We start from the raw sequence: 22008 nt of genomic DNA, 5'->3' as shown, positions 1-22008 counted from the left end.
GAAATTAGTGTGGGATTGCTGATTTAATTTTTTGAATGAGTCCAACACCTGTGAAGCTATAGAGAAGCATCACAATACATACCGCAATTTCGATATCAAAAGGAAGTAAATAGAGTAGAACGCCTGAAACGAGCCCGAAAAAGAACTGTAATGAACCAAGGAGTGCACTTGCTTGACCTGCACGGTGTCCTTGGTGTGCTAAAGCAAGAACGGTTGCATTAGGGCCAACAAATCCAACACAGGCAACGATTGGGAATAGACCCAACATAATTGTAAAAATAGTAAGGTGGTTGGTGAAAATTATTATACTTAAAATGAGTGCACCAATAAGTTGTACGCTGCTTCCAAATTTTAGTAACTGTAGAGGCTCATACTTTTTTAGTAAAATACGATTTAAATTTGATGAAAAAATAATACCGCAAGAGTTAATACCAAAAAGAATAGAAAACAAAATAGAAGAAGCATGTAGCTGATCGATAATAATTTCAGATGAACTATTAATATAGGTAAACATCATACCCATCAGAATACCACTAGCAACAGATGGAACAATAAAGCGATGATCTTTGGCAAGAGCAATATAAGTTGCAAATGCAGAAGAAAGCGTATGTTTTTTTCGGCGCTCTATAGGAAGACTTTCAGGTAACTTGAACCATGCAAGTAGAAGGCCTATAGCACCAAATATAAATAAAAATAAGAAAATAATACGCCATTGCATAAAATAGAGAATAAAGCTTCCGAATAACGGAGCTAATATTGGAGCAAGACCTTGAACGACCATGAGAGATGAGAATGCTTGCGCTGCATCTTTACCAGTTAACGTATCACGGATAGCGGAGCGAGAAACGACGACACCAACACAACCACCTAATGCTTGAGCAATACGTGCAATGATTAAAACATCAAGTTGAGTTGCAAAAATACAAACGATACTTGAGATCAGGTAAATAGAAAGACCTATAAATAAAGGTTTACGTCTACCGAAATGATCTGTAAGGGGGCCATAAATGAGTTGTCCAAATGCTAGACCCATAAAGTAAGCAGGAAGAGTATTTGCAACTTGACTGCTTGTAACAGATAAGTCTTTTGCCATAATTGGTAAAGCAGAAAGATACATATCTATTGAAAAAGGTCCAAGTGCAGTGAGTGTGGCAAGGATAAATATCCAAGATAAGTTATATGGTTTATGGGTCATGTATTTGTCAACATTAGATATGATGAATTTAGAAAATATAGTAATTGATGCATATAAAAAAAAACTTAATTTAAATGATAAATAGGATCACTTGGCTTTGTTTATCTATAGAATTAAAATGAAGTAGATAGCAAAATCTTGCTATCTACTTCAATACATAAAAATTTATTTATATAAACATTATGTTTATTTTAAGCGTTTTCTATTATTTTTTGTGGAGTTTTAGGTATAAAAACAGGCTGGGAAATTATTCGGTCGAGGCTTTCAATAGCTTTAAATGTTGCAGAGCATTCAATATTTTGGCATTGATAATATATTTCTTTAATAGTATCAGTAATATATCTACTTGTTCTAGTATGTGCAGTATGCTTGCAGATAGGACATCTCATCATTTTACTTTTCTCTCATCATGTTAATTATCATATATTTTTAAGGTATAAACTTTAATATAAAGTAGTTTATGTTCTAAATAATAAACACTATGTTTACTTTGGGCAAGGATTTTGTTTATTTTAATTTGTTTACTTATGTATAACTTTCAGCAATAATATCAATAAATCATAACAAACAACCAGTTGAGTAACAGAAATGCATGCTTCATTCAAAAGGCTACTTGAGGCAAGTGGCGGGAAGCTAACTCAAGAAGAGCTTGCAAGACGAATTGGCGAGCAGGCTCAAACCATTACAAATTGGAAAAGAAGAGGTGTATCTAAATCTGGCGCGCTTAAAGGTGCTGCTGCTTTTGGTGTCTCTGCAAACTGGATTTTACAAGGCGATCAACCATATGAGCATGTGGATGTAACTGAGGTAAAAGGTTGGGATGCATCAACACCTGTTGATGATGATGAAGTTGAAATCCCTTTTTATAAGGATGTACTTATTTCTTGTGGAAATGGGTCTTTTTCTGAGGTGGTTGGAAATGAAACACGTAAGTTACGATTGAGTAAGTCAACACTACGTAAGTATGGTGTTTCTGAATTTAATGCATATGCTTTAACTGCTTTTGGCGACTCAATGTCACCTATTATAAATAGTGGTGCAACAGTTTATGTGGATGTTGGGCGTACAAATATTACTGATGGAAAAATTTATGCAATAAGCCATGGTGGACTGTTTAAATTCAAATTTTTGTATCGTATGCCAAAGGGTGGAGTACGTATTGTAAGTGCAAATAAAGAGGAGTATCCAGAAGAGTCATTGACTGCCGAACAAATTATGGATCAAGAGTTTTGTGTTGTTGCTTATGCATTTAATGTGCAAAACCCATTGCCATAGTATAGGTACATTGATATAGGAGGTTAAGCCTCCTATTTTTTTAATCAAATATAGAAGATAGCGATATTGGAGCCAAGTCCAAATTTGTAATCATGCCAATTAAAATCTATTTTCTGTATAAATGCTTTGAAATACTTTCTCTGTGTATATCTAATATGAGTAGAAGCAACTTCCTTGTTGTCGTAAGTTAATCTAGTTTATTTACGAGTACACTAGCAATATTATGATTATAATTTTTAGACATTTTCTCAATGTAAATTATTATTTTTATTCAACATATATAATTAAACATGACTAAGAGCCTAGTTGTTCTGAGAAATAGTCTATATTTTTCGAGTTTCATTAACTGTTTTATAATTCACTATACTCTAGTGGTCTAATATTCCATTATTTGTGACTAAAGCAAAATAGATGAGGCATCTTTTTGTGTCGTGTCATCTAGTTAAACAGATAAGTTATATTGACTATTTTAGATGTAATCTATTCTATAATTTTTATTCCTGCTTTAAAAAATATGCACTTTATCAGGCTAACTCTTAAATTTACTGTATTACAAATATCATTTTATCTATGTTGATACAGCTTTTCTCAAAAAAAATTTAACATATTTTATAGCCTATTATTATCAAATCTTGTTGTGTGGTCTAATGAACAATTGTTAATTAATATAATTAAATCAGTACGTTGTGTGGTGTTTCATACATTGAAATTTAGTTTTTTTAATTATCTTCCTGTTCTATTTTCTAAATGCGGTTTCGCAAATCTTAATTAAACAAGGAAAATAGAAATGACTAACTTAAATTTTCAATCAACAATTTGGACTCGTGCAGATGCTTTAAAAGTACATACGGATGATCCAACAACTACACAGCCACTTGTACCAGCTGATTTTCCAGTTTTAGATGAAAATCTATTCATTTGGGATACGATGCCACTGCGTACACTAGATGGTACGATTGTATCTGTCGATGGATGGTCGGTTATCTTTACATTAACTGCTGAACGTAGTCCTGAAGATTTTACAGATGCCAATGGTGACTATGATATTGCTGCTGACTGGAATGATCGTCATGGGCGTGCACGTATCTGTTTTTGGTATAGCCGTGATGGGAAAAGCTGGATCTTTGGTGGTCGTGTAATGAAAGAAGGTGTTTCTCCAACATCTCGTGAGTGGGCAGGTACACCTATCTTATTAAATGAACAAGGAGAAGTGGATCTGTACTATACATGTGTAACACCAGGCGCAACAATTTCCAAAGTACGTGGTCGCTTAGTTACCTCAGATGAGAGTGTATCTGTAGCAGGATTTACCACAGTAAAATCATTATTCTCTGCAGATGGTACATACTATCAAACAGAAGAGCAAAATGCGTATTGGAATTTCCGTGACCCATCTCCATTCATTGATCCGAATGATGGACAACTATATATGGTCTTTGAAGGTAATGTGGCAGGTGATCGTGGTACACATACAATTGGTAGTGCGGAAATGGGGGATGTACCACCAGGATATACTGATGTAGGCGGGGCACGTTATCAGACAGGATGTATTGGTATTGCTGTTGCAACAGACTCATCTGGTGAAAGCTGGAAGTTACTACCACCACTTGTCACAGCTGTAGGTGTAAATGATCAGACAGAGCGCCCACACTATGTCTTCAAAGATGGAAAATATTATTTATTTACTATCAGTCATAAGTATACCTATGCAGATGGTTTAACGGGTCCTGATGGAGTATATGGTTTTGTGAGTGAGAATCTGACAGGTCCATACCGTCCAATGAATGGTTCTGGTCTTGTTTTAGGAAATCCATCATCTCAGCCGTATCAGACCTACTCGCATTGTGTGATGGCAAATGGTTTAGTGACTTCATTCATTGATTCTGTGCCTGTAGCAACACCAAATCCTGAAGATCTTCAATATCGTATTGGTGGTACTGAAGCACCAACGGTAAGAATTGAATTGGTGGGTGATCGCTCATTCTTTGTGGAAACATTAGACTTTGGTTACATTCCTGCAATGCGTGATGTTGAGCTAAAAGAGAAAACAAATACGAGTTCGGATATAGATTCTATATTTGGATCAATTGTTAAAGGTATTTTCGGATGATGAATAGTATAGTTTTATGTATTCTCTGCTTTAAGTTCTACTTTTAGCTCGGCATGAAGGGAGGCTGTAATGTTATCGCATGATATACAATTTCTAGACCTTCTTAGAGCATGGTGGCAGGAAGATATTACGTTTAAAGGCATTTTAATGTCAGTTATAATTTCTGTCTTGCGTATGATGTACTCCGGTGCATCATGGGCTGCTACCATAGTTGAAGGACTATTGTGTGGAGCACTTTCTTTAACAGCGGTTTCAGCAATGAATTATTTTAATATACCTCAAGATATGACTGTTGCAATAGGTGGTTTTATCGGTTTTATTGGGGTAAAGAAAGTAGCATTCTTGATTAATCGCTTTTTAGATAAAAAAGTTTAAATATTTAATAAAAACTCGGTTTATATGTAAGCCGAGTTTTTTTATGAAGAATAATTATATTTTTTTAGCATATCAACTCATTATAATTTTACGAAATTTATAAATAAATGTATTGTTGATTTAGGAACACAATAAATTTTGACCTTTAGTAGTTAATTGAAAAATCTGTAAATCCAATATTTGATCTAAAATAGATATTTGCTTAATATTCATTAATATTTTTTTGACTCATAATGCGAGATATAAGATCAAAGATAATATACAGCGACTCTTACTAAATAATATTATTAGAGGCATAAAAAAAGCCCCCATCTTTTGATGAGGGCTTTTAGAATTTGGAGCGGAAAAGGAGACTCGAACTCCCGACCCCAACCTTGGCAAGGTTATGCTCTACCAACTGAGCTATTTCCGCAAATTGAGCAGTTTTGAAAAACTTTCACTAAAAATAAACTGGAGCGGAAAAGGAGACTCGAACTCCCGACCCCAACCTTGGCAAGGTTATGCTCTACCAACTGAGCTATTTCCGCGTGAGATGTATAATACCTGAAATGTTATTTGAATCAATAAAAAAAATAAGAAAATTGCTTTGATTGAGTAAAATAAAATCAAAATGAAATGTTTAGCTGTAAAAATATACAGTTTGAATAGATGAACTATCTGCATATAGGAGTTTGTATTATTGTTATAATAAAATTATATCTTATATAGCGTAATGAAATATATGAACTTACAGAAACAACTCGCAGAGCATTTGAATGCTCTAAATCCAACTCATTTAGAAATTATTAATGAATCAGCCAATCACGGTGGTTATTATCTTGGTAAAGAATCACACTTTAAAGTCATTATTGTTAGTGAGATTTTTCAAGGGGTGCGTGCAGTACAAAGACATCAAAAGGTCTATAGTTATGTACAAGATCTACTGATTGCTGGTGGTGGAACTATTCATGCTTTAGCACTTCATACATATAGTGAAAGTGAGTGGAATGGAGATGTCCCTAAAAGTCCAGAATGTGCACATGCTCCAAAAAATTAAATTAAAGTAGGTTGTAGGCAAATGACACTATTCACATTACTGAAAATACTACATGGCATTGCAATTTTTATTCTTTTTATTACTTTGGTGATTCAGACTGTTATTCTTTTTAAGCACAAAAATTTAGACATTGTACATTTGAAAAATAGAAAAACACTTCTAATTGCGCAGCATAGTACTTTTGGTCTTTTTTTAATTACAGGTAGTTGGCTACTTTATTTAAAATCTTTTAGTGTACAAAGTTGGTTCTATGCAAAAGCAATTTTATTTATTGTATTACTTTCGTCGGTGATTAAAGCATTTAAAAAGAATGAAAGTATTTTGATGGTTCAACGCCGTGGTGGAATAGTCATTACTTGGATTGCTTTCTTTGCAATATTAGCTTTGGTGATAGTTAAACCAGTTTTATTTTAGAAATTTATTACAAATTACAATTGTTATGCCTATAAAAAAAGCCAAAAATAGTGGATATAGTTAGTTATTTTTGGCTGATAAAAACAACAAAAGGATAATTGAAATGAATAGAGTAAAAGTTTTCTTTTCATGTTTTGTTTTTCTAAGTTTAACAGCATGTACAAGCCTTCCTGTTAAGCCAACTTATGTTTCTCCTACACAGTATCAGAGTTTTAACTGTATACAGTTACAAGCCGAATATAACCGCATTCAGCAATATCTAATCAATGGTGTGGAAACACCTAAAAGAACGGGTATGGGTGTTGGGTTAGGTCTAGGTGGTGGCTGGGGGAGAGGAGGATGGGGTTTTGGTCCATCTATCTCATTTAATTTGGGACAGTCATCTAATACAAAACGTACAGAGATATCGCAGCTATTGGGTCAACAAGATGCAATAGTACAAGCTGCTAAATTTAAAAACTGTCCAATGCAAGTTGTAAAAAGGTAGTAGAAGAGTTACTCCCTCCAAATCGAGTATGAAATGGAGGGGTGAGCTGTTAATTATTTTGATTTAACTTTATTGCGTATAAACTCAAAAATGGCAGGTAAGATACTTAAAATAATAATGCCAATAATTACATGGGAAAAATTATCTTTGACAATAGGCATATTACCAAATAGATAGCCTAGAATAATTAGTGAGCTTATCCATAATAGTCCGCCAACAACATTAAAAAATAGGAAGTGACGATAGCTCATATCACCTGCACCTGCAATGAATGGTGCAAATGTACGAATAAATGGAAGGAATCGCGCAAAAATAATGGTTTTACCACCATGTTCTTGGAAGAAGTCATGGGTTTTTAGAAGATGTTCTTTTTTTACAAATTTTGAATCTATTTCAAAAACACGAGGGCCAATATATTTTCCTATATGGTAGTTTACAGTATCCCCCAAAATTGCAGCTAGAGATAAAATAGCAATTAATGTAATGGGTTCCATTACACCTGTAGATGCCGCTAGTGCACCCGCTGCAAGTAATAGACTATCACCAGGTAAAAACGGCATGACAACAAGCCCTGTTTCTACAAATATAATCATAAATAAAATGGCATAAATCCAACGACCATATTGATGAATAAAATCGAGCAAATGCTGATCGATGTGGAGGATAAAGTTAAGAATGTCCATACGTCGTAAGAAGTTATAATATCGCTAAAATCCTAACAGCCTATATCTCTAAAGTCAGTAACAAAAGTCTATATTTTTATAGGCTGTTTTAGCATGCTTCAAAATATAAAGATAATTTCCGAATTATTAAAAGTTATTTGGAGTAGTCTTCATTATTAATGTTCATATGCCATACTCCATTTTGTTGGTAAGGCGGTTTTTTTACGTTAAATGTTGTTGAAAAGTCTCCAGTGCCAACCTGAATTTTTTGATTGTTAATTTGGCTAATTGGAGCAATTATATTAGATTGTGAGCTACTTTGTTCAAAGGAGTTCGCCGTTTTATTTTCAGTTTGATATGTGCTGGTATATTTAAATGTACCGTTACGATCAACTGTAATTTGACTATGTGGCGATTTCCAATGCCCAATGAAGTTTTCCTGTCCGTTTAAAATACTATTGGTCTGAGCACAGGCGATTAGTGGAATACTACAGCTTAGTAAAATAATTATACGATGCAAGTTCATAAGAATACCTTTTGAAACGAAAAAAATGGTGATTCATACATATATTATATTTAGCATATTTAAAAAATAGGAGGATATTAAAAGCGTAAAGCTCTATTCGATTTACGTATTTGTTTTAATATATTTGTTAAATAATAAGGCTATTTCTCATTATGGCATTTTCTCCTTTAAAACGATTTATAAAACATTGGAAACAGTTGCCATCTGCATGGTTATTGGTATTTCAACTTATTATTTTAATGATGACTTTCCTACCAGTAGACCATTTATATTATCAATTAGTCATGTGGGGAGGTGGAGTACTTGCATTATTGCTTATTGCAAGAGTAATTAAGCAGACAGCTTCTTTTCATACATTGGGTAAGCTGTTTATTAGTGGTGCTGTTCTATGCCTTATTTTAATGATGGTTGGTGGATACAACCTATATTTACAGATTGGTGCACATATCTTTGAAATAGGGGCATATATTTCTGCAGCATATAGCTTGCTAAGGTACATGTTTGCAGACCGTTACTTAACAAAAGATGAGCTTTTTGCTGCTGGTGCTGTATTTACGTTGCTCGCTTGGGCTTTTGCATATGCTTATAATATTTGTCAGATTTTAGTGCCGAATAGTTTTAGCAATTCTATACATCCGACAAGCGTTCAATCTTGGTTAGATATCTTATTTTTTAGTTTTAGTTTGCAGTCAGCAACGGGTCTATCGAACCTACTCCCTATTGCACCTGCTGTAAAAGTATTGTCTATTTTACAAATGTTTGTGGGTGTGATGTATTTAGCAACAATTGTTTCACGTTTAATCGCATTGCAATATATTCATAAGGCATCAGTACCTGAAAGTGAGGAATAAAAAAAGGACTCAATTTGAGTCCTTTTTTAGCGTATCAATCTAATACTAGATTAGAAACGGATACGTGTATTTAAACCAATTGTTTGTGCATCTTGTGCTGTAGATTTAGCATTCGTGCTATAGTTTTCAGCATTTGTTTTGGTATAAGTCGCACCTACAGAAATAGCAGGTGTAATGAAGTAGTTTACGTTACCACCCCAAATATGGTCTGCACCTGATTTGAATGCAGATGTGTCTGCATAGTTTGCACCAACGCTAAGTTGTGGAGTTAGGTATAGATCAGTTGCTAAACCATAAGCTGCGCTGCCATGTACAAAGATGCTATCTACTTCGAAGCCAACAGCCATATTTGTGTTGTCGATGTTACCTACGTATTTTGCACGTGCAGTAACGGCATCTGTTTTATAGCGTGTATTTGCAGTATCAGCTTCATTACGTGCAGTTAATACGCCGTTGTTAAATGCTTTAAAATTATCTAAAGAGTAAGCATTTGTTACGTTTGTATAACCTACAGCCACTAAGAAGTTATTTGTTGGTAGAGCACCAACTTCTAATGCGTAACGATCACCATGATCTTTAGTATTAGTTTTTACATCAGTATGACTGTATGATGCACTACCATAAACAGGTACAGGAATGTACGAAGTTTCATAGTAGCCTTCAGCTTTTGCACCATAAGACTGTGTTTTAGTTGCTGAAGAGTTATCAAATTTCTTTTGACGATCGAAATGATAGCCTAATTGTACATTAGATGCTTTATTTAAAAATGCAGCTTCAGCTAATGGGCCTTTAGAAGCATCCACATCTTTAAAGTAGAATGTACCCTGACCATCACCAGTATAAGCATCTTTATACCCTTTTGAATTTAGGTATTCAGATTGACCTTGTAGCTCTACTTGGTAGGCATGAGCGCCGGTCATGGCTAAGAGAACTGCTGTTGCTAAACCGATTTTTTTCATAATTAATGTCCAAAGTTATCTATTTAGATAATGGTATTTATTCTATTGTTACAAAATATTTAGTCAATCATTTGATTGATGCTATTTTAGATTGTGTTGATGGGAAAAAAATATAATCTCTATAAACTAGAATAGTAATCTTTCTTATTTATATGAAAAAATATTTATTTAACAGTGTTGTATCGCCATCTTGTACAAAATTAATTGATTATTAAGTAGTCTATTTTTGCAATTTTGTTTTTATGTAATCGATTGTTAATTTTTTGCAAAATTGGTTATATTTTAATCTTTCATGTTTGCCGATGTTATATTATTACTTAGTTTTATTACAAATAAAATAATTATAAAACAATTTTTGATGAAGTTTTAAAGGACATACGCATGCTTAAAATTTTATAAAAGCAACATAAATTTTAGTCTATGAAGATATTGCGTTAGCACATATGACTAACGCAATAAATAGAGCATATCTATCCTTATTTATTGAAGCATTGCTTTAAGAAATTTTCCTGTATGAGATTCCGTAATTTGGGCAACTTCTTCAGGAGTACCTTTCGCAATAATTTGACCACCACCTGAACCACCTTCAGGACCGAGATCTATAATCCAGTCAGCAGTTTTAATAACATCTAGGTTATGTTCAATGACTACAATAGTATTTCCTTTATTGCGCAGTTCATACAAAATATCGAGTAGTTTTGCAATGTCGTGGAAGTGTAGCCCTGTTGTTGGCTCATCTAATACATAGAGCGTTTGTCCTGTATCTCTTTTAGCAAGTTCTCTTGCTAGTTTGACACGTTGTGCTTCACCACCAGAAAGCGTCGTTGCAGCTTGACCAAGACGGATATAGCCAAGCCCCACTTGTGTAAGTGTTTCTAAACGGCGAAAAATAACAGGAATAGCACTAAAGAACTCGGCAGCATCTTCTACGGTCATTTCTAAAATGTCAGAAATATTTTTACCTTTATAGCCAACTTCTAAGGTTTCTCGGTTGTAACGTTTCCCATGGCAGGCATCGCAAGGAACGTACATATCTGGTAGGAAGTGCATTGCGACTTTAATCATGCCATCTCCTTCACACGCTTCACAGCGCCCACCTTTGACGTTAAATGAAAAACGACCAGCAGCATAACCACGTGCTTTGGCTTCAGGAGTTTGTGCAAAGAGTTCACGAATTGGTGTAAATAAACCTGTATATGTTGCTGGATTAGAGCGAGGTGTACGTCCAATAGGGCTTTGATCAATATCAACTACTTTATCTAGATATTGTAAGCCATTAATTGAATCAAATTTTTCAGGTGTAAGTGTTGTTGCGCCATTGAGTTGTGTCGCAGCCAATGGCAGTAATGTACGATTAATCAGCGTTGACTTACCTGAGCCTGAAACGCCTGTAACACAGGTCATAATGCCAAGTGGAATTTTCAGATCTACATTCTTTAAATTGTGACCACGTGCACCCATCAGTTGAATCATTTTTTCAGGGTCATTTGGTTTAAGGCGCTCTTTAGGAACTTCAATTTTTAACTTACCTGCTAAATATTGTCCTGTTAAAGAGTTTTTATTTTTTGCTAGCTGTTTGGCTGTACCTTCTGCAATTACATGACCACCATGTACGCCTGCACCTGGACCAATATCGATAATATGGTCAGCTTCACGAATCGCATCTTCATCATGCTCGACTACTAATACAGTGTTTCCTAAATCTCTTAGGCGAATAAGTGTTTGTAATAGGCGATCGTTATCGCGTTGATGTAAGCCAATAGAGGGTTCATCAAGTACATACATGACTCCCATAAGTCCTGCACCAATCTGTGATGCAAGACGAATACGCTGTGCCTCACCCCCAGATAGTGTTTCTGCAGAGCGAGAAAGGCTTAAATAATTGAGGCCGACACTGACAAGAAAGTGTAGTCGTTCACGAATTTCTTTAAAAATCTTATCTGCAATTTCGCCTTTAGCACCTGTAAGGTTTAAGTCTTGATAGTAGTTTTCTGCATCGCCAATCGACATTTGTGTAATGTTGGCAATGGTTTTATCTTTGACACGAACATGACGTGCAATTTCATTTAGACGAGAGCCATCACATACATCACAGGCCGCATTTGAAAGGTATTGAGCTAAGTCATCACGAACGTAATTGCTTTCAGTTTCACGGTAACGTCGTTCAAGATGAGGCAAAATTCCTTCAAAGACCTGAACACGGTTGTGGTGACGACCCCGTTCGTCGGTATAACTCATATCTATTTTTTCACGGCCTGTGCCTTGAAGAAATTTTTTCTGTACTTCTTTACTTAGAGACTGCCATGGCTGTTCAAGATCAAACTCAAAATGAGCAGCCACTTTTTGTAGCATGGCATAGTAGTAAGGTTTTTGACGATCCCAACCACGAATTGCTCCTTGGCTAATCGAAAGCTCAGGATTTGGAATGAGTTTTTCTTGGCTAAAGTGACTGCGAGTTCCTAAGCCATCACATACAGGACATGCACCAAAGGGGTTATTAAATGAGAATAGGCGAGGCTCTAATTCTCCAACTGCACGGTCACATTCAGGACATGAGTGCTTTGCAGAAAATACACGGTCGGGCTGTTCTTCTTTCATCCAAGAGAGTATGGCAATATCACCACCTAGGCGTAACGCAGTTTCAAAAGACTCCGCAATACGGTTGCCTAAATCATCTCGGACTTTAAAGCGATCGACAACGACCTCAATGGTATGTTTTTTCTTTTTATCGAGTGTAGGAGGTGTATCAATATCGATAATTTCACCGTCTACACGGGCACGGACAAACCCTTGACCTTGTAGCTGTTCAAAAAGCTGGGTGTATTCGCCTTTGCGTTCACGAACAACTGGAGCAAGTAGCATCAGTGCTGTACCTTCCTCCAGTACTTTGACTGCATCAACCATTTCAGAAATAGTTTGTGCCACCATGGGAAGGTCATGCTCTGGGCAATATGGCGTACCGACACGTGCATAAAGGAGTCGCAAATAGTCGTAGATTTCAGTAATTGTACCGACTGTAGAGCGTGGATTGTGGCTTGTCGATTTTTGTTCAATCGCAATTGCAGGGCTCAGTCCTTCAATCGAATCAACTTCAGGTTTTTCCATTTGTGATAGGAACTGGCGAGCATAGGCAGAAAGGGATTCTACATAGCGACGTTGCCCTTCGGCATACAGAGTATCAAATGCTAAGGAAGATTTTCCTGAGCCTGATAACCCCGTAATGACCACAAATTTATCGCGTGGAATATCGAGTGACACATTTTTTAAGTTATGTGTGCGTGCACCTCGGATACGGATATGACTTTGGCTCATAAACAGGAGAATCCTAAATTTTGATAAATAATAGTTTTAAGTAGTGTATATCAATATGCCTGAAATTTGGGCGTATCACTACGTGATAAATTGTTAATTATTATCATACTATGAATTCAAAACATGAAGGATTATCCATGACGTAAATGAAGCAATTTAGCAAGCGACGTTTAACTCCCTTTCAAATATAGATTCGATATTTTCAAATGTATATTTGCGAGGAGTTTTTTGTTCTTTAAATGCATAGTGGATAATTTCTTGTTCAAGCGATGATAAAAACTGCTCATATTCTTTTTCAAAATAAGTAAGATCTAGTAGGTCGAAGCGACTAGAATGATTGCAGTTATAGCGCGATATAAAATCGAGCATCATGTTTTGGATATTTTTATTGGTAAAATAAATGAGGTAGGTGGCTGCTGAGCCGCAATGTAGACAGCCTTTATTGATATAAATTTCTTCATTTTCTAGCCAGCATTGGCGTAAAGTTACCATTGCTCTTAGCGCTTCACTGCCTTGAGAGTGTTGTTGTTTCATATGTCCCATAGCCTGCTGTGTATTATTATTAATAATGATTATCATTACATATTTTATTTTAAAGGTCTAGCTGAAATTTTTATCTATTATTCTCAATTTTTTATACTTAATTAACAATTATTTAGTTTATTTTTTTATTTAATTAATGCTTTGTCAGTTTTTTAATAACTACTGAGTAAATCATGTTAGTATCTGAAAAGTAGTTAAAATAAAAATGGATATATACGATGTTTATTGTCAATTTAAAATATAAAAAACCTTTAGATGAAGTGGATAGTTATTTAGAAGGTCATATTGCGTGGTTATTACAACATTTTGAACAAGAAGACTTTATTGCAGCAGGTAGAAAAGTACCGAGAACAGGTGGTGTTATTCTTGTAAAGTCGATGGCAAAAGAACAAATTGAAGATATTTTAAAACAAGACCCTTTTCAAGCCATTGCAGATTATGAGCTGATTGAAGTTGAGTTCTCACGTGCATTAGCTGGATTTGATAATCTTATTTCTGCTTAGAAATTTGAAAAAAAGCCATTTTATAAAATGGCTTTCTAGCTTTTAATCTAAACCGAGCCAATGGCATTGATGGTAAGCACTGTCCCAAAATAACCATTCTAATTCAGCACCACGACGATATGCTTGATGCATTTTTTCGAGTGTTCGTTCATCTGCTTGAGCAGCAACATGGTTAACTGTGGCAATAATATTGTTCACAGCCGTATTAAATTCTTCCCCTGCATAAGTATCAATCCATGCTTGGTACGGATTATTTTCTTGGCTATGTTGCACAATTTCTTTCCCAATTTCGGCATAAATCCAAAAACATGGCAGGAGAGAGGCAAGCACTACAGGGTAACTTTCAGACCATGCTGTTGCCGTTAGGAAAGATGTATAGTGATGGCAAGCCAGAGTAAGGGGTGTTTGCTCAAACTGTTCTTTAGTAATGCCAAATTGTTTCATGAAGTCGCTATGTAAGCTACGTTCAACAATGATTGCAACTTTTGCACCTTCTGAAAATTGAATAACATCATCAGCTTCAAATGCCTTTGCCGCAGCGACAGCAAGTGCTCGTCCATATGCTAAAAGGTAGTGTGAATCTTGAATAATATAATGCTGAAAGATTTCAGGTTTTAAGGTGCCTAAAGCAAGTTCTTTATTAAAAGGATGGTTTTGAATCTTTTCATATAATTCAAGGTTTTTTTGCCACAACTGATTTGTAAATGTCATTGGAGAATCCAAAAAATTATGGTGCATTGTATGTTCCTGTAAAGTAATTTTACGCGAGACAAATTAAAAAAAGGCATAATAAGCATATTATTATTTCACTATATTACAGTTCATTTTATGTTGGCAGCGAATGGCTTCCAAAATATATAGGTCAGTTCATGAAGCATTTTCGGTTTTCTATTTTTTTTACATTAGTATGCTTAGTTATTGTTGCATATTGGGGATATTCTCATGGTCCAAATGCAGGAATAGAAGCTATGCTCAATGCTGTCATGATTACAGCAGTACTTGCAGTAATGGAAGTTTCTCTTTCATTTGATAATGCAGTGGTAAATGCATCTATTTTGCGTCATTGGAATCATTTTTGGAAAATGCTGTTTCTGACCATTGGAATGATCGTTGCAGTATTTGGTATGCGCTTGGTTTTCCCGATAGTAATTGTTGCCATAACAGCAGATATGACGATGTATGATGTGACACAATTGGCTTTAAATAATCCTACTGAATATTCAGCACGATTAATGGCACATCATCCTGAAATTTCAGCTTTCGGAGGTGCATTTTTACTTTTGGTATTTTTAAACTTTTTCTTTGATGATGGAAAGGAAACTCATTGGTTTAAATGGTTGGAAAAAAAGCTTACAAATTTAGCTAGTGTACCTGCGATTTCTGTATTTGTGACGCTTGTTGCTCTTTTAATTATGTCTCACTATGTTGAACATGATATTCGTCTTGCAGTCGTTATATCAGGAATATGGGGGATTGTAGTTTATGTGAGTGTGCAACTATTGGGTCATCTTTTAGGTGGTGAGCCTGAAACTGATTCGTTAGAAACAGTGGAAGGTAAAGCAGGCTCGGCTGTTGTTAAAGCAGGAATAGGTGGGTTTTTATATTTAGAAGTTTTAGATGCTTCATTTAGTTTTGATGGTGTGATTGGAGCATTTGCAATTACTACAGATGTAGTCATTATTATGCTTGGTCTTGCGATTGGTGCGATGTTTGTACGTGCATTGACTATTTACCTCGTGGATAAAGGAACATTAGAGTCATATATTTATTTAGAGCATGGTGCACATTATGCCATTGGTGCATTAGCAGTCATTATGTTTATGACAGGTGCGGGTATGCATGTTCCTGAAATTGTAACAGGGTTAATAGGCATTGCATTTATTATTTGGGCAGTAATAGCCTCTCGGCGTTATAATTCAAAAATTTAAATAGTGATTACTACAATTAAAAATTAGATTAAGTCAATTTTCAGGAAATTGTATAGAATATAGGGGAAAACTTAGATGTTTTCCCTTTTTTTAAATATATAGACAGCCAATGTGCCATCTTATAATGCCTCTGAAAGACATAACCCACTGATAGAATGAATATGATGAATGCTTTAGAACGCCGTTCAACCTTTGCTTTAAGTAGTATTTTTGCACTTCGTATGCTTGGGTTGTTTATGATTATTCCTGTATTTGCTGTGGAGGGACAATCGTATGAATACGCGACACCAGCGCTCATTGGTTTGGCAGTAGGGGTATATGGTTTATCTCAATCTATTTTACAAATTCCATTTAGCTTATGGGCAGACCGTTTTAGCCGTAAGCCTTTAGTTGTTTTAGGTTTATTGCTTTTTGCAATTGGTGGTGCGGTTGCTGCAATGTCACATACTATTTATGGTGTGATTATTGGTCGTGCTATTGCGGGAGGTGGTGCAGTTTCGGCCGTTGTTATGGCACTACTTGCAGATGTAACCCGTGAAGAACATCGAACAAAAGCCATGGCTGCGATGGGTATGAGTATTGGACTTTCTTTTGTGGTTGCATTTAGTATAGGCCCTTGGCTAACAGGTCTTGTAGGTATTTCAGGGTTATTCTGGGTAACTGCAATTATGGGTGTCTTGGCAATATTTACACTGTTATTGGTCCCAAAAACAACACGTCATCACCGTAATTTCCAGCAGGGTTATTTGCATCAGCTTAGACAAGTACTGCAAATGCCAGATTTAAATCGACTGCATGTATCAATTTTCTCGTTACATCTGTTGCTTACTGCAATGTTTATTTACGTACCTTCACAGCTTATTCAGTATGCAGGTATTCCTTTAGCAAAACATGGCTTGGTATATCTGCCATTATTACTCATTGGTATCATCTTCTCATTCCCAAGTATTATCTTGGCAGAAAAATATCGAAAAATGCGTGGAATTTTTCTAACAGCGATTGTCGGTGTTATTTTAGGGTTGGTTGTTTTAACCTTTGGAGCAACATCAAAATATCTTTTACTGCTTGGCTTAGGACTGTTCTTTGTTGCATTTAATGTCATGGAGGCATTACTTCCTTCATGGTTGTCTAAATCTGCTCCAATTCAGTCAAAAGCAACAGCTATGGGTATCAATGCAAGCGCACAATTTTTAGGTGCTTTTGTAGGAGGTACACTTGGTGGGCAGTTATTAACATTACATAGTACATCGACAGGTTGGGCAATATTAACAGCCATAGCGATACTCTGGTGTATTATAGGCTTTGGCTTAAAACAACCCCGCTATCTATCATCTTTGATTATACGATTGCCTGAAGAAGATAGTGTTGAACAGACAACACAGGGTTTAACAACAGAGTTGTTAGAAATAAAAGGTGTTGAAGAAGTTGTAATCATGTCTGAGCAAAAAGTAGCTTATGTGAAGCTAGATAAGAAAGTAATTGATGAGGATGGACGACAGCGTTTAACGCAGTTGTTTGGGAAAGAGCTAGTTATTTAGGTATAATTCTTATAAAGTGAACCTCAGAAAGATATAGGAAGCAGTAGAAATGCGTGGTGTAAATAAAGTTATTCTTGTCGGTACATTGGGGCGTGATCCTGAAACAAAAAGTTTCCCAAATGGTGGATCTATTACTCAGTTCTCTATTGCAACAAGTGAAAACTGGGTAGATAAAAATACAGGTGAAAGAAAAGAAAATACAGAATGGCACCGTATTGTTTTAAATAACCGTCTTGGTGAAATTGCACAGCAATATTTGCGTAAAGGTTCAAAAGTATACATTGAAGGCTCTTTGCGTACACGTCAGTGGACTGACCAAAATGGTCAAGAGCGTTACACGACGGAAATCCGTGGTGATCAAATGCAAATGTTAGATTCTCGCCAAATGGGTGATCAGGCTCAGAACTTTGGTGGTGACCAAGGTGGATATGGCCAGCCGCGTTTTAACCAACAGCCGCAACAAAATGGTGGTTATGGAAACCAAAGCATTGCTCCACAAAATACAGGCTATAACTCTAATGGTTTTGCTGGGCAAAATAGTGGTGGGCAAGGGCATGGCATGCAAAAGCCTCAGCAACCTGCATCGCCTGCACCAAATGACTTAGATGATGATCTACCGTTCTAACTTGTATAATATGTAAATATTGTACTCTAATTAGAATAAGAACCTGATATGTATCAGGTTCTTTTTTTTTTAATATAAATATGATTGTATTTAGGTTTTTATGCAAGATCATAAATATATCAAACTTTATATTAGGTATTAAATTTTGACACCTTCCGAAAATTAAATATAATGGGGCTACTTCATTGGGGAGTAGCCGCTGTTTACATTAGGTAAATGGGTGATGGTCAACATAATTGTTTTCTCAAACATGGCCATCATAGCAAAGACCAAAAGACCTTTGTTGGCAAGACCTTTGTTGGCAAGACCTTTGATTTATCTCTCTGCATTAGAACACTTTGGCTAGCAGGGGAGGTAAGTCGTTGGTTTTATGCTAGCTAAAGGGCATCATCATGTTAAAACATTTCCGATTTTCTCTTCTTTTTACATTGATATGTCTTGTGGTATCTGTATATTGGGGATACACACACGGTGCAAATGCTAGTTTTGCTGGTATATTCAAAATTCTTGCCATTACTCTGTTATTGGCTGTTATGGAAATCTCTTTATCTTTTGATAATGCCGTTGTAAATGCATCTGTACTCAAGCACTGGAATCCGTTGTGGAGAAAGCTTTTTCTCACAGTAGGTATACTTGTTGCTGTATTTGGTATGCGTCTTCTATTTCCATTATTAATTGTTGGTTTCACAGCAGATATGGCAATGTTAGATGTTGCAAAGCTTGCATTAAATAATCCAATTGAATACTCCAAACAGCTTACCCTTCATCATGCTGAAATTGTGGCATTTGGTGGAATGTTTCTTTTACTTGTTTTTCTAAATTTTATTTTTGACCAAAATAAAAATACGCATTGGTTTCAATGGATTGAATCACATTTATCTAATTTAGGAAGAGCGCCTACAATATCAATTTTTATCGCAATTGCCTGCTTAATGTTGTTAAGTGAGCATGTAAGTGGTTCTACTCATCATACAGTAACCATGGCAGGACTTTGGGGGGTGATGGTATATGTTGGTGTACAAGTTGTAAGCTCTTTATTGGAAGAGAACTCTGATAGTAATGCCAACCCTGATTTGGGAAAAACTATTGTGAAAAGCGGAGTGGGCGGGTTTTTATATTTAGAGATTTTAGATGCTTCCTTTAGTTTTGATGGTGTACTTGGTGCATTTGCTGTAACCACTGATGTTGTAACGATTATGATTGGACTTGCAATAGGTGCGATGTTTATTCGTTCACTTACAGTATACCTTGTTGAGAAAGGTACTTTAGATGCCTATATTTATTTAGAACATGGTGCACACTATGCCATTGGTGCTTTAGCTTTTATTATGCTTTCAGCAAGCACAGGGTTACATATTTCTGAGGTTGTGACAGGACTTATTGGTATTTTCTTTATAGGCTGGTCAACACTTTCTTCTATCTCACATAATAGACAGCGTGCAGCTCAGAAAAAGTAATTATATACATTGTATATAATTAATGTATTAGTCTTTTATTAAAGCATGGTTTAGATTGTAATTTCTTTATATAAAAATAAGTATGCTTTATGCATCTAGCAGACCAGTATCTTCCCTGTTATCAGTTTAAAGAAACTCATCAAAAGGTTATTCAAGCTTCTATAGATGATGTGTTTTTAGCAGTGCGTAATTATAATCCCGCAGATGATCAATTTTTTCGTTGTATGATTCTGTTGCGAGAATTTCCAATGAGGGCCTTAAAATTACTAGGACAATACCCTTCAAATAATGAGGTCTTTGGTCTAAATAATTTTACGTTACTTGAGGAATCTAAAAATGGACTTGTCTATGGATTGATAGGTCAGTTTTGGAAGCTTAACTATGGTCAGGTTGCTATTGCGAGTGTAGATGAATTTCATCAGTTTAAAAAATCAAATTACGCTAAGCTTATTCTAATTTTTGACTTGAAAAAACTCAGTGATAAAGAAACAGAACTCATAACGGAAACACGAATATTGTGTCTAGGTAGTAAATCCTATAAACGCTTTAGATTATATTGGTACATTATTAGACCAATAAGTGGTCTAATTCGCCGTAGAATGTTGCAGGGGATAAAAAATAATATTGGGAAATAATTAATTTATAGCTAAATACTATAATTAAAATAGAAATACTACCAAATATAATTATGATTAGGTGTAAAAGAGCTTATTTTTTTAATAATTATGAGCAAGTGCTAGTACTATTATATTTTAATCTAATAATTTTTTATATGCTAAACTAATAAATACATATATTTAATTTTAATTAATAGTTTATCTTGGTGTGTAATATATTTTGTAATTAAATATTATATGTAATTAGAGTCAGTTAATATTTATTTTATATGGTTTTTTATTTTATATTTTTTATTGATATTTATGTTTTTTTGATATATTTTTATTAATAGGTTTTTATATTAGCCTAGGAGAAAATATGGTGGTTAAAACTAGAGAAATAGATTTAAAAACATACCCTATATTAATTACAAATAATAAAGCATATATTCAAGCTATTAATGGTGAGTTCTTTTTTGTTTTTTCAGATGAAAAGCCTTCTATTAATAATACAAAAGCAATTCATAGAGATACGAAAATTTATTTAGATGGTCATTGTGGTAATTTGTGGGCATGGAAAAAATATTCTTGGAAAACGAGATTGATTGTTTCAATTTAGTTTAGACTAATAAATATAAAAATAATTTGCTGTGACATGGGATGGAGCTCATGAATAAAAAAAGAATATTTGATTCATATTTAAATAAAAATGCGATTGGGCAATATAATTTAGCAGTTTCTTATAGAGATGGCATAAATATAGAACAAAGTGATTTGCAAGCTTTTAATTGGTTTCATAAGGCTGCAGAAAAAGGTTTAGATCAGGCGCAGTATAACCTTGGTGAAATGTATAGTGATGGTATTGGAGTTAAACAAGACTATAAAAAAGCATTTCATTGGTTTTATAAAGCCGCAATACAAAACTTTGTTCAAGCACAATACAATTTAGGATTGATGTATAAAGATGGTTTGGGAGTACAGCAAAGTAACCGAAAAGCATTTTATTGGTTTTATAAAGCAGCTAAAGAAAATTTACCAGAAGCACAAAATAGTATTGCAATGATGTATGTATCAGGTTTTGGTGTTCAGCAGGACTATCAAAAAGCATTTTATTGGTTTTATTTGGCTGGCAAACAGGGCTTTGATCAAGCTGAATATAATTTGGGGGTAATGTATAAAAATGGTCTAGGAACAGAGCAAAGCTATTTAATTGCGTATTCATGGTTTAGTAAAGCCGCAAATAAAGGGTTAAATAATGCGATTGAAGAGTTAAGTTTTATATATAAAAGAGATAAAAAATAAGTATAAAGTAGATGGTATATTTTATATAAATTTTTACTTAGAAATGAGGATTATGGGTTAAATGCTGGTATTGAATTTTTTAATTATGTGAATATATACTTAATATATTCTATTGAAGTATAAATTTTATATTTATTTGTGTGTTTTATAAAGGCTAATTCATAAAATTATTTTTATATGTAAATTATAAATAATTATTACCTGTCTAATAATAAAGATGAACTTGTTTTTTATTGAATTAAGTCTTATTTATTAAGCATATGACTATGATTTTTGAATGAATTCTAAATCTAAATTATATGGTTCAGTGGATT

23 protein-coding genes, 2 tRNA genes and 1 riboswitch are annotated in these 22008 nt (G+C 34.7%); of the genes, 15 read left to right on the top strand and 10 right to left on the bottom strand.

Annotated elements, in window-relative coordinates; all coding sequences use genetic code 11:
* Nucleotides 1–4 precede the first annotated feature (4 nt).
* Together AC1MPL_RS01645 and AC1MPL_RS01640 are read right to left on the bottom strand one after the other, a co-directional pair.
* Nucleotides 5–1195: a multidrug effflux MFS transporter gene (locus AC1MPL_RS01645; RefSeq protein ID WP_479763705.1), complete on the bottom strand. Its 1191-nt coding sequence runs from the start codon at nucleotides 1193–1195 to the stop codon at nucleotides 5–7.
* 191 nt (nucleotides 1196–1386) lie between these two features.
* Nucleotides 1387–1584 (bottom strand): ogr/Delta-like zinc finger family protein, encoded by a 198-nt coding sequence (locus AC1MPL_RS01640; RefSeq protein ID WP_479766127.1) that lies wholly within the window; start codon nucleotides 1582–1584, stop codon nucleotides 1387–1389.
* Between the two features lie 199 nt (nucleotides 1585–1783).
* Here AC1MPL_RS01640 and AC1MPL_RS01635 point away from each other — a divergent pair, with 199 nt between their 5' ends.
* From AC1MPL_RS01635 to AC1MPL_RS01625, 3 genes are all read left to right on the top strand, one after another.
* Nucleotides 1784–2470: a LexA family transcriptional regulator gene (locus tag AC1MPL_RS01635; protein WP_479763704.1), complete on the top strand. Its 687-nt coding sequence runs from the start codon at nucleotides 1784–1786 to the stop codon at nucleotides 2468–2470.
* Between the two features lie 787 nt (nucleotides 2471–3257).
* Complete coding sequence (locus AC1MPL_RS01630) at nucleotides 3258–4580, top strand: glycoside hydrolase family 68 protein (RefSeq protein ID WP_479763702.1); 1323 nt, start codon at nucleotides 3258–3260, stop codon at nucleotides 4578–4580.
* A gap of 69 nt (nucleotides 4581–4649) precedes the next feature.
* A complete protein-coding gene (locus tag AC1MPL_RS01625) occupies nucleotides 4650–4955 on the top strand; it encodes a phage holin, lambda family (RefSeq protein WP_479763701.1) in 306 nt (101 codons plus the stop codon).
* Nucleotides 4956–5291: 336 nt separating this feature from the next.
* Here AC1MPL_RS01625 and AC1MPL_RS01620 read toward each other — a convergent pair.
* Nucleotides 5292–5367, bottom strand: a tRNA-Gly gene (locus AC1MPL_RS01620).
* A 39-nt stretch (nucleotides 5368–5406) separates the two neighbouring features.
* A tRNA-Gly gene (locus AC1MPL_RS01615) sits at nucleotides 5407–5482 on the bottom strand.
* Nucleotides 5483–5676: 194 nt separating this feature from the next.
* Here AC1MPL_RS01615 and AC1MPL_RS01610 point away from each other — a divergent pair.
* The 3 genes from AC1MPL_RS01610 (at nucleotide 5677) to AC1MPL_RS01600 (ending at nucleotide 6892) form a co-directional block, all read left to right on the top strand.
* Nucleotides 5677–5991 carry a BolA family protein gene (locus AC1MPL_RS01610; protein WP_479763699.1) on the top strand — a complete coding sequence of 105 codons (315 nt, stop codon included), beginning with the start codon at nucleotides 5677–5679 and terminating at the stop codon, nucleotides 5989–5991.
* Between the two features lie 21 nt (nucleotides 5992–6012).
* The gene (locus AC1MPL_RS01605; protein WP_479763697.1) at nucleotides 6013–6405 is read left to right on the top strand and encodes a SirB2 family protein; all 393 of its coding nucleotides are present in this window, start codon (nucleotides 6013–6015) and stop codon (nucleotides 6403–6405) included.
* 103 nt (nucleotides 6406–6508) lie between these two features.
* A complete protein-coding gene (locus AC1MPL_RS01600) occupies nucleotides 6509–6892 on the top strand; it encodes a hypothetical protein (protein WP_479763695.1) in 384 nt (127 codons plus the stop codon).
* A 53-nt stretch (nucleotides 6893–6945) separates the two neighbouring features.
* Here AC1MPL_RS01600 and AC1MPL_RS01595 read toward each other — a convergent pair whose 3' ends face one another.
* Complete coding sequence (locus tag AC1MPL_RS01595) at nucleotides 6946–7575, bottom strand: DedA family protein (protein ID WP_479763693.1); 630 nt, start codon at nucleotides 7573–7575, stop codon at nucleotides 6946–6948.
* A gap of 133 nt (nucleotides 7576–7708) precedes the next feature.
* Nucleotides 7709–8080, bottom strand: a complete 372-nt coding sequence (locus AC1MPL_RS01590) for a hypothetical protein (protein ID WP_479763691.1) — start codon at nucleotides 8078–8080, stop codon at nucleotides 7709–7711.
* Nucleotides 8081–8232: 152 nt separating this feature from the next.
* On the opposite strand from AC1MPL_RS01590, the gene AC1MPL_RS01585 reads away from it, so the two are divergent.
* Entirely contained in the window at nucleotides 8233–8931 is a 699-nt protein-coding gene (locus AC1MPL_RS01585; protein WP_479763689.1) for an ion channel, read from the top strand.
* Nucleotides 8932–8981: 50 nt separating this feature from the next.
* Here the strand turns inward: AC1MPL_RS01585 and omp33-36 are convergent, their stop codons facing one another.
* From omp33-36 to AC1MPL_RS01570, 3 genes are all read right to left on the bottom strand, one after another.
* On the bottom strand, nucleotides 8982–9890 hold the full coding sequence (gene omp33-36, locus AC1MPL_RS01580) for a porin Omp33-36 (protein ID WP_479763687.1): 909 nt from the start codon (nucleotides 9888–9890) through the stop codon (nucleotides 8982–8984).
* Nucleotides 9891–10370: 480 nt separating this feature from the next.
* Nucleotides 10371–13202, bottom strand: coding sequence for an excinuclease ABC subunit UvrA (gene uvrA, locus AC1MPL_RS01575; RefSeq protein WP_479763685.1), 2832 nt, complete (start codon nucleotides 13200–13202; stop codon nucleotides 10371–10373).
* 156 nt (nucleotides 13203–13358) lie between these two features.
* The gene (locus AC1MPL_RS01570; protein ID WP_479763683.1) at nucleotides 13359–13736 is read right to left on the bottom strand and encodes a hypothetical protein; all 378 of its coding nucleotides are present in this window, start codon (nucleotides 13734–13736) and stop codon (nucleotides 13359–13361) included.
* A 227-nt stretch (nucleotides 13737–13963) separates the two neighbouring features.
* Here AC1MPL_RS01570 and AC1MPL_RS01565 point away from each other — a divergent pair, with 227 nt between their 5' ends.
* The gene (locus tag AC1MPL_RS01565; protein WP_479763681.1) at nucleotides 13964–14248 is read left to right on the top strand and encodes a YciI family protein; all 285 of its coding nucleotides are present in this window, start codon (nucleotides 13964–13966) and stop codon (nucleotides 14246–14248) included.
* A gap of 42 nt (nucleotides 14249–14290) precedes the next feature.
* On the opposite strand, the gene tenA is transcribed toward AC1MPL_RS01565, so the two are convergent.
* A complete protein-coding gene (gene tenA, locus AC1MPL_RS01560; RefSeq protein ID WP_479763679.1) occupies nucleotides 14291–14959 on the bottom strand; it encodes a thiaminase II in 669 nt (222 codons plus the stop codon).
* A gap of 158 nt (nucleotides 14960–15117) precedes the next feature.
* Here tenA and AC1MPL_RS01555 point away from each other — a divergent pair, with 158 nt between their 5' ends.
* The 7 genes from AC1MPL_RS01555 (at nucleotide 15118) to AC1MPL_RS01525 (ending at nucleotide 21694) form a co-directional block, all read left to right on the top strand.
* On the top strand, nucleotides 15118–16176 hold the full coding sequence (locus tag AC1MPL_RS01555) for a DUF475 domain-containing protein (RefSeq protein ID WP_479763678.1): 1059 nt from the start codon (nucleotides 15118–15120) through the stop codon (nucleotides 16174–16176).
* Nucleotides 16177–16337: 161 nt separating this feature from the next.
* On the top strand, nucleotides 16338–17714 hold the full coding sequence (locus AC1MPL_RS01550) for an MFS transporter (RefSeq protein WP_479763676.1): 1377 nt from the start codon (nucleotides 16338–16340) through the stop codon (nucleotides 17712–17714).
* Nucleotides 17715–17763: 49 nt separating this feature from the next.
* Nucleotides 17764–18339: a single-stranded DNA-binding protein gene (gene ssb, locus AC1MPL_RS01545; protein ID WP_479763674.1), complete on the top strand. Its 576-nt coding sequence runs from the start codon at nucleotides 17764–17766 to the stop codon at nucleotides 18337–18339.
* 168 nt (nucleotides 18340–18507) lie between these two features.
* Nucleotides 18508–18683, top strand: a riboswitch (yybP-ykoY riboswitch).
* Between the two features lie 48 nt (nucleotides 18684–18731).
* Nucleotides 18732–19796, top strand: a complete 1065-nt coding sequence (locus tag AC1MPL_RS01540; RefSeq protein WP_479763672.1) for a DUF475 domain-containing protein — start codon at nucleotides 18732–18734, stop codon at nucleotides 19794–19796.
* An 89-nt stretch (nucleotides 19797–19885) separates the two neighbouring features.
* Nucleotides 19886–20431 (top strand): hypothetical protein, encoded by a 546-nt coding sequence (locus AC1MPL_RS01535; RefSeq protein ID WP_479763671.1) that lies wholly within the window; start codon nucleotides 19886–19888, stop codon nucleotides 20429–20431.
* Nucleotides 20432–20771: 340 nt separating this feature from the next.
* Nucleotides 20772–21011: a hypothetical protein gene (locus AC1MPL_RS01530; protein ID WP_479763669.1), complete on the top strand. Its 240-nt coding sequence runs from the start codon at nucleotides 20772–20774 to the stop codon at nucleotides 21009–21011.
* Nucleotides 21012–21061: 50 nt separating this feature from the next.
* Entirely contained in the window at nucleotides 21062–21694 is a 633-nt protein-coding gene (locus AC1MPL_RS01525) for a tetratricopeptide repeat protein (protein WP_479763667.1), read from the top strand.
* Nucleotides 21695–22008 lie beyond the last annotated feature (314 nt).

This window comes from Acinetobacter sp. N1-1 (genome assembly GCF_056711485.1).
This window is presented reverse-complemented; position numbering and strand designations above follow the sequence as displayed.

What these genes read in the sequence shown, in the direction of transcription:
- AC1MPL_RS01645 (WP_479763705.1), bottom strand. Translation starts at nt 1,195, where the DNA reads ATGACCCATAAACCATATAACTTATCTTGGATATTTATCCTTGCCACA.
- AC1MPL_RS01640 (WP_479766127.1), bottom strand. Translation starts at nt 1,584, where the DNA reads ATGAGATGTCCTATCTGCAAGCATACTGCACATACTAGAACAAGTAGA.
- AC1MPL_RS01635 (WP_479763704.1), top strand. Translation starts at nt 1,784, where the DNA reads ATGCATGCTTCATTCAAAAGGCTACTTGAGGCAAGTGGCGGGAAGCTA.
- AC1MPL_RS01630 (WP_479763702.1), top strand. Translation starts at nt 3,258, where the DNA reads ATGACTAACTTAAATTTTCAATCAACAATTTGGACTCGTGCAGATGCT.
- AC1MPL_RS01625 (WP_479763701.1), top strand. Translation starts at nt 4,650, where the DNA reads ATGTTATCGCATGATATACAATTTCTAGACCTTCTTAGAGCATGGTGG.
- AC1MPL_RS01610 (WP_479763699.1), top strand. Translation starts at nt 5,677, where the DNA reads ATGAACTTACAGAAACAACTCGCAGAGCATTTGAATGCTCTAAATCCA.
- AC1MPL_RS01605 (WP_479763697.1), top strand. Translation starts at nt 6,013, where the DNA reads ATGACACTATTCACATTACTGAAAATACTACATGGCATTGCAATTTTT.
- AC1MPL_RS01600 (WP_479763695.1), top strand. Translation starts at nt 6,509, where the DNA reads ATGAATAGAGTAAAAGTTTTCTTTTCATGTTTTGTTTTTCTAAGTTTA.
- AC1MPL_RS01595 (WP_479763693.1), bottom strand. Translation starts at nt 7,575, where the DNA reads ATGGACATTCTTAACTTTATCCTCCACATCGATCAGCATTTGCTCGAT.
- AC1MPL_RS01590 (WP_479763691.1), bottom strand. Translation starts at nt 8,080, where the DNA reads ATGAACTTGCATCGTATAATTATTTTACTAAGCTGTAGTATTCCACTA.
- AC1MPL_RS01585 (WP_479763689.1), top strand. Translation starts at nt 8,233, where the DNA reads ATGGCATTTTCTCCTTTAAAACGATTTATAAAACATTGGAAACAGTTG.
- omp33-36 (WP_479763687.1), bottom strand. Translation starts at nt 9,890, where the DNA reads ATGAAAAAAATCGGTTTAGCAACAGCAGTTCTCTTAGCCATGACCGGC.
- uvrA (WP_479763685.1), bottom strand. Translation starts at nt 13,202, where the DNA reads ATGAGCCAAAGTCATATCCGTATCCGAGGTGCACGCACACATAACTTA.
- AC1MPL_RS01570 (WP_479763683.1), bottom strand. Translation starts at nt 13,736, where the DNA reads ATGAAACAACAACACTCTCAAGGCAGTGAAGCGCTAAGAGCAATGGTA.
- AC1MPL_RS01565 (WP_479763681.1), top strand. Translation starts at nt 13,964, where the DNA reads ATGTTTATTGTCAATTTAAAATATAAAAAACCTTTAGATGAAGTGGAT.
- tenA (WP_479763679.1), bottom strand. Translation starts at nt 14,959, where the DNA reads ATGACATTTACAAATCAGTTGTGGCAAAAAAACCTTGAATTATATGAA.
- AC1MPL_RS01555 (WP_479763678.1), top strand. Translation starts at nt 15,118, where the DNA reads ATGAAGCATTTTCGGTTTTCTATTTTTTTTACATTAGTATGCTTAGTT.
- AC1MPL_RS01550 (WP_479763676.1), top strand. Translation starts at nt 16,338, where the DNA reads ATGATGAATGCTTTAGAACGCCGTTCAACCTTTGCTTTAAGTAGTATT.
- ssb (WP_479763674.1), top strand. Translation starts at nt 17,764, where the DNA reads ATGCGTGGTGTAAATAAAGTTATTCTTGTCGGTACATTGGGGCGTGAT.
- AC1MPL_RS01540 (WP_479763672.1), top strand. Translation starts at nt 18,732, where the DNA reads ATGTTAAAACATTTCCGATTTTCTCTTCTTTTTACATTGATATGTCTT.
- AC1MPL_RS01535 (WP_479763671.1), top strand. Translation starts at nt 19,886, where the DNA reads ATGCATCTAGCAGACCAGTATCTTCCCTGTTATCAGTTTAAAGAAACT.
- AC1MPL_RS01530 (WP_479763669.1), top strand. Translation starts at nt 20,772, where the DNA reads ATGGTGGTTAAAACTAGAGAAATAGATTTAAAAACATACCCTATATTA.
- AC1MPL_RS01525 (WP_479763667.1), top strand. Translation starts at nt 21,062, where the DNA reads ATGAATAAAAAAAGAATATTTGATTCATATTTAAATAAAAATGCGATT.